This is a genomic window from Aquibaculum arenosum (assembly GCF_029222965.1).
In the GTDB taxonomy this organism is placed as follows: domain Bacteria; phylum Pseudomonadota; class Alphaproteobacteria; order Kiloniellales; family DSM-21159; genus Aquibaculum; species Aquibaculum arenosum.
Genome location: NZ_JARHUD010000007.1, coordinates 88318 through 100827 on the forward strand (window position 1 = coordinate 88318; position 12510 = coordinate 100827).

Genomic DNA, 12510 nt, shown 5'->3' on the forward strand with positions numbered 1-12510 from the left:
CTGGTCGCGGCCGGCGCGGCTACGCGACTGCTTTTGCCACCATGTCCGGATGCTGAGCGATCACCTTGATATAGGCGATGGCAAAATCCGGTGCCATCACCCGCGCCTGCTCCCAGTCGCGCAGGGTGCCCACCGGCACCTGAAACCGTTGTGCAAACTCCGTCTGCGTTAGCCCCAGTTCCGTTCGGGTCATGCGGATCAGCCGCGCCCGCTGCCCGCGCTTCAAGCCCTCTGTCGTGACGTCCCGATCCTCCGGGTCGGTGGGATCAGCCGGGATCGCGATAGGCTTTCTCTTCACGCTTGTTGCTCCTTCTAACTGAGATGAAGCGAGGCTCGGCGTCCCGCCAAACGAAAACCGCTGTGAACATGCTTTGCTCCACCACGCCAACCACCTTGAAGCGCTCTTCGCCATCCTCCGGTCGGAAGGTAGGCAGGACGAGATGACTGTCGTCCTCAAAGATCCGGGACCCGAGAGACAAAGGCAGATTGTGTTTTTTCCTGTTAAGGGCGTCCTTGGCCGGGTCGAAGCGGTTAGCCATGCGTCATTATACGGCATTTCCGTAGTTCGCACAAAGCCCAATCTTCGCCAGTATGGCAACGAAGGTTGTTCAGCACTCGTGGGCGTCACTCTCTGCATGAAAACGCACGTCGTTTGCGAACGATAGCATGTCGCCTGTTGTCAAACCCGCCTGAAGTCATTAATCCCCACCCGGCGCAACGAGGCGGGTGGCGCGGGCGTCAGAATCCCGCTAGGTATCCGCTGCGGGAGTGACTGGGAGGGATGTCTTAATGGCAGCAGACGCCATTCTTACGGCTGTAGGGCTAACCAAGGAATTTAAGGGCTTCGTCGCTGTCGACGACGTCAACCTCTCGGTCGAGCGGGGCTCGATCCATGCCCTGATCGGGCCGAATGGGGCGGGCAAGACCACCTGCTTCAATCTCCTGACCAAGTTCCTGCAGCCCACGCGCGGCAAGATCACCTACAAGGGCGATGACATCACCAGCATGGCCTCGGCGGATATTGCGCGGCTTGGCTTGGTGCGCTCCTTCCAGATCTCCGCCGTTTTTCCACACTTTACGGCACTTGAGAACGTCCGCATTGCGCTGCAGCGTAAGCGCGGCGACAGCTACGATTTCTGGCGTTCGCAAACGGTGCTCAATCAGTACAATGACCGCGCCGCGGAACTTCTGGCGGATGTCGGACTGACCGAGTTTGCCGAAGTGCAAGCTGCAGAGTTGCCTTACGGCCGCAAGCGCGCGCTGGAGATTGCGACAACGCTTGCGCTTGACCCGGAAATGCTGCTGCTCGACGAGCCCATGGCTGGCATGGCCGAGGCGGACGTGGAGCGCATCACGGCGCTGATCAAGCGGATCGCTGCCAACCGCACCATCCTGATGGTCGAGCACAATCTCTCGGTGGTGGCCAACCTGTCGAATCGGATCACAGTGCTCGCTCGGGGTAAGGTCCTGGCGGAAGGCCCCTACGAGGAAGTTTCCAAGGACCCGAGGGTCATCGAAGCCTATATCGGAGCCGGACATGGCTGACGCTATGCTGCAAGAGCGCAGGGACGCGAACACGCAAGGCGCCCTGCTGAAGGTCTCGAACCTGGAGGGCTGGTACGGTGAGAGCCACGTGCTGCACGGCATCAATTTCGATGTGCGTCAGGGCGAGGTGGTCACCCTGCTGGGCCGCAACGGCGCCGGCAAGACCACGACGCTCAAGGCCATCATGGGTATTCTGGGCAAGCGGAAGGGGTCGGTGGTCTTTGACGGGACTGAGCTGATCAAGCTCCCGGCGCGCGCCATCGCCCGCCTCGGCGTCGGCTATGTCCCGGAAGAGCGGGGCATCTTTGCCAGCCTGTCCGTGGACGAGAACATGATGCTCCCGCCGCAGGTGAAGCCGGGTGGCATGTCGGTGGAGCAGATCTTCGAGCTCTTTCCGAACCTCAAAGAACGGCGCAACAGCCAGGGCACCAAACTGTCCGGCGGTGAGCAGCAGATGCTGGCCATCGGACGGATCCTGCGCACCGGTGCAAAGATGATCCTGATGGACGAGCCCACCGAAGGCTTGGCGCCAGTGATCGTGCAGCAGATCGGACGGACCCTGGAGTGGTTGAAGCGGGATGGCTACACCATCGTGCTGGTGGAGCAGAATTTCCGTTTCGCAGCTTCGGTCGCCGACCGCCACTATGTCGTTGATCAAGGCAAGGTGGTCGACATGATTCCCAACGAGGATCTCGAAGCGAACATGGAGAAGTTGCACGCCTATCTGGGTGTGTGATGGAGCAGGGTGCCGTCTGCACCCGACAACAGGGGGCCGACCGGCCCCGCAAGGGAGGTTTAAGGTATGAAGAAAACTGGTCTGATTGTGGGTGGCCTGGCCGCATCGCTGATGGCGACCTCGGCCCTGGCGCAGGACATCGACGTCAAGATCGGCGTCCTGAACGACCGTTCCGGTCTCTATGCCGATCTGTCCGGCGAAGGCTCGGTGATCGCGGCACGCATGGCCGTCGAGGACTTCGACGCTGCGTCCAAGGGCATCAACGTGGAAATCGTCTCCGCCGACCACCAGAACAAGCCCGACGTGGCCTCGAATATCGCGCGGCAGTGGATCGATGACGAAGACGTGAACGTCATTCTCGACGTCCCCACCTCGTCCGCTGCTCTGGCGGTGCATGAAGTGCTGCGCGACTCCAACGCGCTTATGCTCAATTCGGGCGCGGCGACATCTGACCTGACGGGTGAGGCCTGCTCGCCGAACACCGTGCACTGGACCTATGATACCTGGGCCCTGGCCAATGGCACTGGCAGTGCCATGGTCCAGCAGGGTGGAGAGAGCTGGTTCTTCCTGACCGCGGACTATGCCTTCGGCCATTCTCTGGAGCGTGACACCGCTGCTGTGGTGGAGGCCAATGGCGGCGAAGTTGTCGGCACCGTGCGCCATCCTTTCCCGGGTCAGGACTTCTCGTCCTTCCTGCTGCAGGCGCAGTCCTCCGGCGCGCAGGTGATCGGTCTCGCCAATGCCGGCGGCGACACGGTCAACACCATTAAGCAGGCGGCCGAGTTCGGCATCACGCAGGCCGGGCAGTCGCTTGCTGGTCTGCTGATCTTCCTGACCGACGTGCATGCGCTCGGCCTCGAGGCAGCGCAGGGCCTGGTGCTGACCGAGTCCTTCTACTGGGATCTCGATGACGAGACGCGCGCCTGGTCCGAGCGCTTCATGGAAGCCAAGGGCGACATGCCGACCATGGTTCAGGCCGGCGTCTACTCGGCAGTCCTGCATTACCTGAAGGCGGTCGAAGAGACCGGCTCCACCGATGCCGAGCCGGTGATGGCGGCGATGAAGTCGACGCCGACCAGCGACCCGCTCTTCGGTGAGGGCGAGATCCGCGCCGATGGCCGCAAGATCCACGACCTCTACCTCTTCGAGGTGAAGAGCCCCGACGAGTCCGAGGGTGCGTGGGACTACTATGACGTTCTGGCGACCATCCCGGCCGATTCGGCCTTCCGGCCGATGGAAGAGGGCAACTGCCCGCTGGTTGAGTAATCGGTAGCGACCGGTATCCGGGGGCGCGTCGTATCTGGCGCGTCCCCGTCTTTTCCTGATCATACTCGCGAGACGCGCGCATGTTCGAGCTCCTGGGAATTCCACCACAGGCCCTGTTCGGCCAGCTTCTGCTGGGGCTAATCAACGGGTCTTTCTACGCGATGTTGAGTCTTGGGCTGGCGATCATCTTCGGCCTTTTGAACATCATCAACTTCACCCACGGGGCGCAGTATATGCTGGGCGCCTTCGTCGCCTATCTGCTCTTGCAGTACCTGGGTGTGGGCTACTGGGGTGCGCTGCTGCTTGCCCCCATCATCGTCGGCGCGTTCGGCATCGTGCTTGAACGCCTGATGATCTCCAAGCTCTACCACCTGGACCACCTTTATGGCTTGTTGCTGACCTTCGGTCTGGCGCTGATCCTGCAGGGTCTTCTGCGCAATGAGTTCGGCATTTCCGGCCTGCCGTACAACATTCCCTCCCAGCTTTCGGGTGGGCAGAACCTCGGCTTCATGTTCCTGCCGAACTATCGCGGCTGGGTCGTGGTGGCATCGGTGATCGTCTGCTTCGGCACGTGGTTCATGATCGAGAAAACTCGGCTGGGCGCCTACCTGCGGGCCGGTACGGAGAACCCGACGTTGGTTGGCGCCTTCGGCATCAACGTGCCGCGGATGATTACCCTGACCTACGGTTTCGGTGTGGCGCTCGCCGCCTTCGCCGGTGTGTTGGCGGCGCCGATCTATTCGGTGAACCCCAACATGGGCGCCGAGCTGATCATCGTGGTCTTCGCCGTGGTGGTGATCGGCGGTATGGGCTCGATCCTGGGCGCGATCCTCACAGGCTTCGGGCTTGGCATCGTTGAGGGCCTGACCCGTGTCTTCTACCCCGAAGGCTCCTCCGTTGTGATTTTCGTCATCATGGCAATCGTTCTGCTCGTGAAGCCGGCAGGCCTGTTCGGGAGGACCGCGTGATGGCTGGTGAGACTAGAGTGGCAAAGGCAATCACTCCCAAATCCCTGTCCTACGCGCAGGGCATGCCGCGGCATCATCTGGCGCTCTTCGCCGCCTTTCTGACCATCGCGGTATTGGCACCCTTTTTCCTCTATCCCGTCTTCGTGATGAAGGTGCTGTGCTTTGCGCTCTTTGCCTGTGCCTTCAATCTGCTCCTGGGCTTTGGCGGGTTGCTGTCCTTTGGGCACGCGGCCTATTTCGGCTCGGCCAGTTACATTGCCGCCCATTCTGCTAAGGTTTGGGGCCTGACTCCCGAGCTTTCGATCCTTGCAGGAACGGTCGTCGCGGCCTTTCTGGGGCTGATCTTCGGCTATCTGTCCATCCGGCGGCAGGGCATTTACTTTGCGATGGTGACCCTGGCCTTTGCGCAGATGGTCTATTTCTTTGCCCTGCAGGCAGAGTTCACTGGCGGTGAGGATGGCATCCAGGCAGTGCCACGCGGAGAGCTTTTTGGCTTCATCAGCCTGGAAGCCGATCGCGCGATCTACTGGCTGGTGCTGGCGATCGTGTTCTTCGGCATCCTCTTCCTCTACCGCATCGTCCACTCGCCCTTCGGGCAGGTGCTCAAGGCGATCCGCGAGAACGAGCCGCGAGCGGTTTCCCTGGGCTATCAGGTCAACCGCTACAAGCTGGCCACCTTCGTGATTTCCGCCACCTTTGCCGGGTTGGCCGGGGGCACCAAGGCGCTGGTGTTCCAGTTGGCATCGCTCACCGATGTCCATTGGGCGATGTCCGGCGAGGTCGTGCTGATGACCCTGCTGGGTGGTATGGGCACGATCTTTGGGCCCATCGTCGGAGCGACCGTGATCATCACCATGCAGAACTACCTGGCGACTTTCGGAGCCTGGGTGACCATCATTCAGGGCGTGATCTTCGTCATCGGTGTGCTGGCCTTCCGCGAAGGCATCATCGGCGTGCTCAGCCGCAAGATCAAAAAGCCCCTGTAAGGGGTTAAGAGGGCGGAGGGATCTGCTCCGCTTCGACTTTCAAGAAGGCGTCGCCACTGGCGGCGCCTTTTTCCTTTGACGGCCGAGTCGCGGCGTGATTCTCTGGCTGGATGAGACTGCTCACCGACATCCGTCAGACCCTGGGCCATGTTGCCCCTCAGGCACTTGCCATCGCGGCCGTTGCCTATTTCGCTTTCCATGCTGTGCAGGGAGAGCGCGGGTTGCTGGCCTACAAGCGGCTCAATGAGGAGTTGACTCAGACCAGGTCTCTGGCTGCGGAGGTTGCCGATCAGCGTGAAACCTGGGAGCGGCGGGTTTCACTTTTGCGCCCAGAAAGCCTTGATCCAGACTTGCTTGAAGAGCGCGCGCGCCTTCTCTTGAATTACCTGAGAGAGGACGAAGCTGTAATTTATTTGCCCGAGCAGAACCTAGATAACCAATAGAAAGTTAAAACACCTTTTATTGCACCATTTCAGATGGTTACGCCTTTGCTTGCGGATTACATCTTTTCCTCCTAACGTGCTGCCCGTAGCATGATCGGAAAGCGGCGCGCCAAGCCCGCCGCAGCACCCTTGGGAGGCGCCCATGGCGACAGGTACCGGACAGAGCAGCCGTAGCTCGCGCAAGAGCAGCAGTTCAACCAGCCGCCAAAACGCGAGCAGTGGGTCCCAATCCAGCCGCGCCGCCGCGAACAAAAGCGGCCCCGCCAAGAGTGGGACTTCCAAGAGTGGAGCTGCCAAAGGCGGCAAGAGTGCCACGGCTCGGCAGGCGGATCTGGCCAAGAACATGGACCAGGACACCCTTCTCAAGCTTTACGAGGACATGCTGCTGATCCGCCGTTTCGAGGAGAAGGCGGGGCAGATGTACGGCATGGGTCTGATCGGGGGCTTCTGTCATCTCTACATTGGGCAGGAAGCGGTCGTGGTGGGACTGCAGTCCTGTATCGATGAGAATGACGCCGTGGTGACCAGCTACCGCGACCATGGCCACATGCTGGCGACCGGCATGGAGTCAAAGGGCGTCATGGCCGAGCTCACGGGCCGCCGCGGCGGCTACTCCAAGGGCAAAGGCGGCTCGATGCACATGTTCAGTCGCGCCACGAAGTTCTTCGGCGGCCACGGCATCGTTGGTGCCCAGGTGCCGATCGGCAGCGGTATTGCCTTCGCCATGAAGTATAATGAGGAGCCGGGCATCTGCCTCACCTACCTGGGCGACGGCGCTGTCAACCAGGGGCAGGTCTATGAGTCCTTCAACATGGCCTCGCTGTGGAAGCTCCCGGTGGTCTACGTCATCGAGAACAACAAGTATGGCATGGGCACCTCTATCGAGCGCTCCTCCGCGAAGTCCACGGAGCTCTACAATCGCGGACAGGCTTATGGCATCCCCGGTGTCCAGGTGGACGGCATGGACGTGCTGGCCGTGCGCGAGGCCGGCCGCGAGGTGATCGAGCACGTCAAGGCCGGCAAGGGGCCTTACGTGATGGAGATGCTCACCTACCGCTATCGCGGTCATTCCATGTCCGATCCGGCCAAGTACCGCTCGCGCGAGGAAGTGCAGAAGATGCGCAGCGAGCACGACCCCATCGACCGCCTGCGTGAGACGCTGCTCAAGCACAAGAAGGCCGATGAGGACGAGCTGAAGCAGATCGACAAGCGGGTGAAGGAGATCGTGGGCGAGGCGGCCGAGTTCGCTCAGAACAGCCCGGAGCCGGATCCCTCCGAACTCTACACCGACGTCTATATCGAGACCCAGGCCGCGGAATGACCGCCGGCCTGTTGCACGCCCTTGACCGGAGCGCGATCTTCAGCGCGCTCGCCACTCGCGGAGCGATGGAATGCCGATCGAAGTCCTGATGCCGGCGCTTTCCCCCACTATGACCGAGGGAAAGCTGGCCAAGTGGATGAAACAGGAAGGTGACGAGATCAGTGCCGGCGATGTCATCGCCGAGATCGAGACCGACAAGGCGACCATGGAGGTCGAGGCGGTCGAGGAGGGCACGCTGGGCAAGATCGTGGTTCCGGAAGGCACGGACGCTGTGGCGGTGAACAGCGTGATCGCGCTCCTGCTCGAAGAGGGCGAGGACAGCGCCGCTCTGGAAGGTGCAGGCGAGGGCGGCGGCAAGGCGGCGGAACAGAAGAGTGAGGCGCCGGCCGCAGAGGCCAAGTCCGAGGCCAAATCTGAGGCGCCGGCCGAAAAGCCCGAGCCAGCTGCGGCTGCGCCGGAACCGGAGCCCGAGTGGGACGGCCCCACAAAGAAGCAGACGGTGCGCGAAGCGCTGCGTGACGCCATGGCCGAGGAGCTGCGGCGCGACGAACGTGTCTTCGTCATGGGCGAGGAGGTCGCCGAGTACGAGGGCGCCTACAAGGTCACCCAGGGCCTGCTGAAGGAGTTCGGGGCGAAGCGGATCATCGACACCCCGATCACCGAGCATGGCTTCACCGGCCTGGCGGCCGGCGCCGCCATGTATGGCCTACGCCCCGTGGTCGAGTTCATGACCTTCAACTTTGCGATGCAGGCCATGGATCAGATCATCAACTCCTCGGGCAAGACGCTCTACATGTCCGGCGGGCAGATCGAGAACCCCATCGTTTTCCGCGGCCCCAACGGCGCTGCATCCCGTGTGGCGGCCCAGCACTCCCAGTGCTACGCCAGCTGGTATGCCCATGTGCCGGGATTGAAGGTGGTTTCGCCCTGGTCGGCGGCCGACGCCAAGGGGCTGCTGAAGTCCGCCATCCGCGACCCCAACCCGGTGGTCTTCCTGGAGAACGAGATCCTCTACGGTCAGTCCTTCGAGGTGCCGGAGAGCGAGGACTGGCTGGTGCCCATCGGCAAGGCCAAGGTCGTGCGTCCGGGCAAGGACGTCACCATCGTCGCCTTCTCCATCATGGTCGGGAAGGCCCTGGAGGCCGCCGAGGCCCTGGCCGAGGAGGGCATCGAGGCCGAGGTGATCGACCTGCGCAGCCTGCGACCCCTGGATACGGCCACTGTCGTTGAATCGGTCAAAAAGACAAACCGCATCGTGTCCGTGGAAGAGGGCTGGCCGGTGGCCGGTATCGGCTCGGAGATTGCGGCCGTGATGATGGAAGCCGCCTTCGACTGGCTGGATGCGCCGCTGCGCCGAGTGACCGGCGTTGACGTGCCGCTGCCTTACGCCGCCAATCTCGAGAAACTCGCCTTGCCGCAGTCCGACGCCGTTGTCGAGGCTGCGCGCGCGGTCTGCTACCGCTGAATTCGGGGAACCAAGACCATGACGATTGAGGTGCTGATGCCCGCGCTCTCGCCCACCATGACGGAGGGCAAGTTGGCGAAATGGCACAAGCAGGAAGGTGACGAGGTCGCGGCCGGCGACATCATCGCCGAGATCGAAACCGACAAGGCGACCATGGAGGTCGAAGCGGTGGACGAGGGCCGCCTGGGCAAGATCCTGGTGGAGGAGGGCACGGAGGGCGTGCCCGTAAACCAGGCCATTGCCGTCCTGCTGGAGGAGGGCGAGGACGAGAGCGCCCTCAAGTCATCCGGCGGTGGGAAGCAGGCTGAGGCCAAGTCCGAGGCATCAGAGGAGAAGCCGGAACCGAAGGACTCTGGAGAGGCGCAGGAGAGCGCTTCTTCCGACGAGAAGGCGGCCGCGGCCGAAAAGAGTGGCGCAGCGCAGCCGGCTTCCCAGCCCGCAGCCCCGCCGGCGCCCAAGGGCGCGGACGGCGAGCGCATCTTCGCCAGCCCCCTGGCCCGGCGCATGGCTGAACAGGCCGGTCTCGACCTGGCGAGCCTCCAGGGCAGTGGTCCCAAAGGGCGGATCGTCAAGGCGGACATCGAGGCGGCCCTTGCCGGCGATGCCAAGCAGCCACAAGCAGCCGCCGGAGAGCAGACAGCCGCGGCGGCACCGGCAGCCGCCCCAGCCGCTGCAGGGCCAAGTGCCAAGCAGCTGGCCGACATGCTGGGCATGGCCTACACGCAGGAGCCGCTCAGCGGCATGCGTCGCACCATTGCCAAGCGGCTCAGCGAGTCCAAGCAGCAGGTGCCGCACTTCTACCTGACGGTCGACTGCGAGCTCGACACCTTGTTGGCCACCCGCAAGCAGCTCAACGAGCGCACCAATGGCGAGACCAAGATCTCGGTCAACGATTTCGTCATCCGCGCGGCGGCGCTGGCCCTGAAGCAGGTGCCGGCGGCCAATGCCTCCTACGACGAAAGCGGCATGCTGTTCTACGAGCATGCGGACATCTCCGTGGCCGTGGCGACACCCAACGGCCTGATCACCCCCATCGTCAAGCAGGCGGAGGGCAAGGGGCTGGCCACCATCGCCCGCGAGATGAAAGACCTGGCAGGTCGGGCGCGGGAGAACAAGCTGAAGCCCGAGGAGTACCAGGGGGGTACCTTCTCGGTCTCCAACCTGGGCATGTTCGGGGTGAAGCAGTTCGAGGCGATCATCAACCCGCCCCAGGGCTGTATCCTGGCCGTGGGCGCCGGCGAGCAGCGCGCCGTGGTCAAGGAAGGCGCGCTGGCGATCGCCACGGTGATGAGCTGCACGCTCTCGGTCGACCATCGCGTGGTCGACGGTGCGGTGGGTGCCGAATTCCTCGCCGCCTTCAAAAAGCTGATCGAAGACCCGCTCAGCATGCTGCTCTAAGCGCGAGGGGAGCCAAGGATGGCAGACACAAGTTTCGACCTGGTGGTGATCGGCAGCGGGCCGGGAGGCTACGTGGCCGCCATCCGTGCGGCACAGCTTGGTATGAAGGCCGCAGTGGTGGAGCGCGAGCACCTGGGGGGCATCTGCCTCAACTGGGGCTGCATCCCCACCAAGGCGCTGCTGCGTAGTGCCGAGGTCTACACCCACATGCAGCACGCGGGCGATTTCGGGCTCTCGGCCGAGAAGGTTGGCTTCGACATTGCCAAGGTGGTCAAGCGCTCGCGTAATGTCTCCAAGCAGCTGAACTCAGGCGTCGGGCACCTGCTCAAGAAGAACAAGGTCACGGTGATCGAAGGCGAGGGCCGTCTCGACGGTGCGGGCAAGATCAAAGTGAAGGGCAAGGACGGCAAGGAGGCCGGCTATCAGGCCAAGCACATCGTGTTGGCCACCGGCGCGCGCCCGCGTGAACTGCCCGGTTTGGAGCCGGACAAGAAGCAGGTTTGGACCTACTTCGAGGCTATGGTGCCCGAGAGCATGCCGAAGTCGCTGCTGGTCGTGGGCTCCGGCGCCATAGGGATCGAGTTCGCCAGCTTCTACCGCAGCCTGGGCGCCGAGGTGACGGTGGTCGAGGTGTTGCCGCAGATCCTGCCGGTCGAGGACGAAGAGATCGCGGCCCATGCCCGCAAGCGCCTGGAGAAGCAGGGCATCAAGATCCTGACCTCTGCCAAGGTGACCAAGCTCGACAAGGGCAAGAACAAGGTCACCTGCACGGTCGAGGCCGAGAAGGGCAAGAGCCAGACCATCGAGGTGGAGAAGGTGATCTCCGCCGTTGGCGTGGTCGGCAATGTGGAGAACCTGAACCTGGACAGCACCAAGGTGAAGGTGGAGCGCGACATCATCGTGGCCGACGGTCTGGGACGCACTGCCGAGCCGGGCGTCTATGCCATCGGTGACGTGGCCGGCGCGCCCATGCTGGCGCATAAGGCGAGCCATGAGGGCGTGCTCTGTGTTGAAGCCATTGCCGGCAAGGAGGTGCATCCGCTCGACAAGAACCTGATTCCCGGCTGCACCTACTGCCATCCTCAGGTCGCCTCCGTGGGCATGACCGAGAAACAGGCCAAAGAGGCCGGGCGTGAGGTGAAGGTCGGGCGCTTCCCCTTCATCGGCAATGGCAAGGCCATTGCCTTGGGCGATGCGGACGGGCTGGTCAAGACCGTCTTCGACGCCAAGACCGGCCAGTTGCTGGGCGCCCACATGGTCGGCGCCGAGGTGACAGAGCTGATCCAGGGCTATGTTGTCGCGATGAACCTGGAGACCACCGAGGCCGAATTGATGCACAGTGTCTTCCCGCACCCCACGCTCTCGGAAATGATGCATGAGAGCGTGCTTGACGCCTACGGGCGGGCCATCCACTTCTAGAGCCATGGCAGACATCGAAGCAAAGCCCCGGCTGCGTCACCCCGAGAAGGCGCACAAGCCGGACAATCCCGTGCAGCGCCGCAAGCCGGAGTGGCTGCGCGTCAAGGCGCCGGTATCGCGCGCCTACAACGAGACCCGAGAGATCGTGCGCGAGCACAAGCTGGCCACGGTGTGCGAGGAAGCCGCCTGCCCGAACATCGGGGAGTGTTGGGCCAAGAAGCACGCAACTATGATGATCATGGGCGAGATCTGCACCCGGGCCTGTAGCTTCTGCAACATCTCCACCGGCCGGCCCAATGCGCTGGACCCCTTCGAGCCGACCAACGTCGGTCAGGCGGTGCGCAAGCTGGCTCTGGAGCATGTGGTGGTCACCTCGGTGGATCGTGATGACCTGCCCGACGGGGGCGCCGAGCATTTCGCTCAGACGATTCGCGCGATCCGCGAAGCCTCGCCTGCCACGACCATCGAGATCCTGACGCCTGACTTCCTGCGCAAGGACGGCGCGCTTGAGGTGGTGGTCGAGGCGCGGCCCGACGTGTTCAACCACAATCTGGAAACCGTGCCGCGGCTCTATCCGTCGGTTCGTCCCGGCGCGCGCTATTTTGCTTCGCTGCGCCTGCTGGACCGCGTCAAGGAGATGGATCCCTCGATCTTCACCAAGTCAGGCATCATGGTCGGCCTGGGCGAAAGCCGCGAGGAGGTGCTGCAGCTCATGGACGATCTGCGCTCGGCCGATGTGGATTTCATGACCATCGGCCAGTACCTGCAGCCCACGGCAAAGCACCACGCGATCGACCGCTTCATCACGCCGGACGAGTTCAAGGAGTATAAGCGCCGGGCCTATGGCAAGGGCTTCCTCATGGTGTCCGCCTCGCCGCTCACGCGCAGTTCCTATCACGCCGGCGAAGATTTCGAGCGCCTGCGCGCCGCGCGTGAGGCAAAGCTCGCTGCTGCAGGCTAAAG

The 12510-nt window shown here is 63.0% G+C and carries 13 protein-coding genes; 11 read left to right on the forward strand and 2 right to left on the reverse strand.

The window, feature by feature from the left end:
* Positions 1-19: 19 nt before the first annotated feature.
* Together P2G67_RS12250 and P2G67_RS12255 are read right to left on the reverse strand one after the other, a co-directional pair.
* A complete protein-coding gene (locus P2G67_RS12250; RefSeq protein ID WP_275823505.1) occupies positions 20-298 on the reverse strand; it encodes a helix-turn-helix domain-containing protein in 279 nt (92 codons plus the stop codon).
* Positions 267-539, reverse strand: coding sequence for a BrnT family toxin (locus P2G67_RS12255; RefSeq protein WP_275823507.1), 273 nt, complete (start codon positions 537-539; stop codon positions 267-269). The genes P2G67_RS12250 and P2G67_RS12255 overlap by 32 nt, the downstream gene beginning before the upstream one ends.
* A 250-nt stretch (positions 540-789) precedes the next feature.
* On the opposite strand from P2G67_RS12255, the gene P2G67_RS12260 reads away from it, so the two are divergent.
* From P2G67_RS12260 to lipA, 11 genes are all read left to right on the forward strand, one after another.
* Positions 790-1545, forward strand: a complete 756-nt coding sequence (locus P2G67_RS12260) for an ABC transporter ATP-binding protein (RefSeq protein WP_275823509.1) — start codon at positions 790-792, stop codon at positions 1543-1545.
* Positions 1538-2281, forward strand: coding sequence for an ABC transporter ATP-binding protein (locus P2G67_RS12265; RefSeq protein WP_322099698.1), 744 nt, complete (start codon positions 1538-1540; stop codon positions 2279-2281). Before P2G67_RS12260 ends, P2G67_RS12265 begins: the two co-directional genes overlap by 8 nt.
* Before the next feature lie 66 nt (positions 2282-2347).
* Positions 2348-3547 (forward strand): ABC transporter substrate-binding protein, encoded by a 1200-nt coding sequence (locus P2G67_RS12270; protein ID WP_275823511.1) that lies wholly within the window; start codon positions 2348-2350, stop codon positions 3545-3547.
* Positions 3548-3627: 80 nt separating this feature from the next.
* Positions 3628-4515, forward strand: a complete 888-nt coding sequence (locus P2G67_RS12275) for a branched-chain amino acid ABC transporter permease (protein WP_275823513.1) — start codon at positions 3628-3630, stop codon at positions 4513-4515.
* A 62-nt stretch (positions 4516-4577) separates the two neighbouring features.
* Positions 4578-5501, forward strand: a complete 924-nt coding sequence (locus P2G67_RS12280; protein WP_275823629.1) for a branched-chain amino acid ABC transporter permease — start codon at positions 4578-4580, stop codon at positions 5499-5501.
* A 110-nt stretch (positions 5502-5611) separates the two neighbouring features.
* Complete coding sequence (locus P2G67_RS12285) at positions 5612-5944, forward strand: FtsB family cell division protein (protein WP_275823514.1); 333 nt, start codon at positions 5612-5614, stop codon at positions 5942-5944.
* 343 nt (positions 5945-6287) lie between these two features.
* Complete coding sequence (gene pdhA / locus P2G67_RS12290; protein ID WP_275823515.1) at positions 6288-7265, forward strand: pyruvate dehydrogenase (acetyl-transferring) E1 component subunit alpha; 978 nt, start codon at positions 6288-6290, stop codon at positions 7263-7265.
* Positions 7266-7335: 70 nt separating this feature from the next.
* Entirely contained in the window at positions 7336-8730 is a 1395-nt protein-coding gene (locus P2G67_RS12295) for a pyruvate dehydrogenase complex E1 component subunit beta (RefSeq protein WP_275823516.1), read from the forward strand.
* 18 nt (positions 8731-8748) lie between these two features.
* On the forward strand, positions 8749-10128 hold the full coding sequence (locus tag P2G67_RS12300; protein ID WP_275823517.1) for a pyruvate dehydrogenase complex dihydrolipoamide acetyltransferase: 1380 nt from the start codon (positions 8749-8751) through the stop codon (positions 10126-10128).
* 18 nt (positions 10129-10146) lie between these two features.
* Positions 10147-11547 (forward strand): dihydrolipoyl dehydrogenase, encoded by a 1401-nt coding sequence (lpdA, locus tag P2G67_RS12305; RefSeq protein WP_275823518.1) that lies wholly within the window; start codon positions 10147-10149, stop codon positions 11545-11547.
* Between the two features lie 4 nt (positions 11548-11551).
* Positions 11552-12508 carry a lipoyl synthase gene (gene lipA / locus P2G67_RS12310; protein WP_275823519.1) on the forward strand — a complete coding sequence of 319 codons (957 nt, stop codon included), beginning with the start codon at positions 11552-11554 and terminating at the stop codon, positions 12506-12508.
* Positions 12509-12510: the final 2 nt, after the last annotated feature.

Bases quoted from the DNA above. Each gene is read 5' to 3' on its own strand.
- P2G67_RS12255 (WP_275823507.1), bottom strand. From the start codon at position 539: ATGGCTAACCGCTTCGACCCGGCCAAGGACGCCCTTAACAGGAAAAAA.
- P2G67_RS12260 (WP_275823509.1), top strand. From the start codon at position 790: ATGGCAGCAGACGCCATTCTTACGGCTGTAGGGCTAACCAAGGAATTT.
- P2G67_RS12265 (WP_322099698.1), top strand. From the start codon at position 1,538: ATGGCTGACGCTATGCTGCAAGAGCGCAGGGACGCGAACACGCAAGGC.
- P2G67_RS12270 (WP_275823511.1), top strand. From the start codon at position 2,348: ATGAAGAAAACTGGTCTGATTGTGGGTGGCCTGGCCGCATCGCTGATG.
- P2G67_RS12275 (WP_275823513.1), top strand. From the start codon at position 3,628: ATGTTCGAGCTCCTGGGAATTCCACCACAGGCCCTGTTCGGCCAGCTT.
- P2G67_RS12280 (WP_275823629.1), top strand. From the start codon at position 4,578: ATGCCGCGGCATCATCTGGCGCTCTTCGCCGCCTTTCTGACCATCGCG.
- P2G67_RS12285 (WP_275823514.1), top strand. From the start codon at position 5,612: ATGAGACTGCTCACCGACATCCGTCAGACCCTGGGCCATGTTGCCCCT.
- pdhA (WP_275823515.1), top strand. From the start codon at position 6,288: ATGGACCAGGACACCCTTCTCAAGCTTTACGAGGACATGCTGCTGATC.
- P2G67_RS12295 (WP_275823516.1), top strand. From the start codon at position 7,336: ATGCCGATCGAAGTCCTGATGCCGGCGCTTTCCCCCACTATGACCGAG.
- P2G67_RS12300 (WP_275823517.1), top strand. From the start codon at position 8,749: ATGACGATTGAGGTGCTGATGCCCGCGCTCTCGCCCACCATGACGGAG.
- lpdA (WP_275823518.1), top strand. From the start codon at position 10,147: ATGGCAGACACAAGTTTCGACCTGGTGGTGATCGGCAGCGGGCCGGGA.
- lipA (WP_275823519.1), top strand. From the start codon at position 11,552: ATGGCAGACATCGAAGCAAAGCCCCGGCTGCGTCACCCCGAGAAGGCG.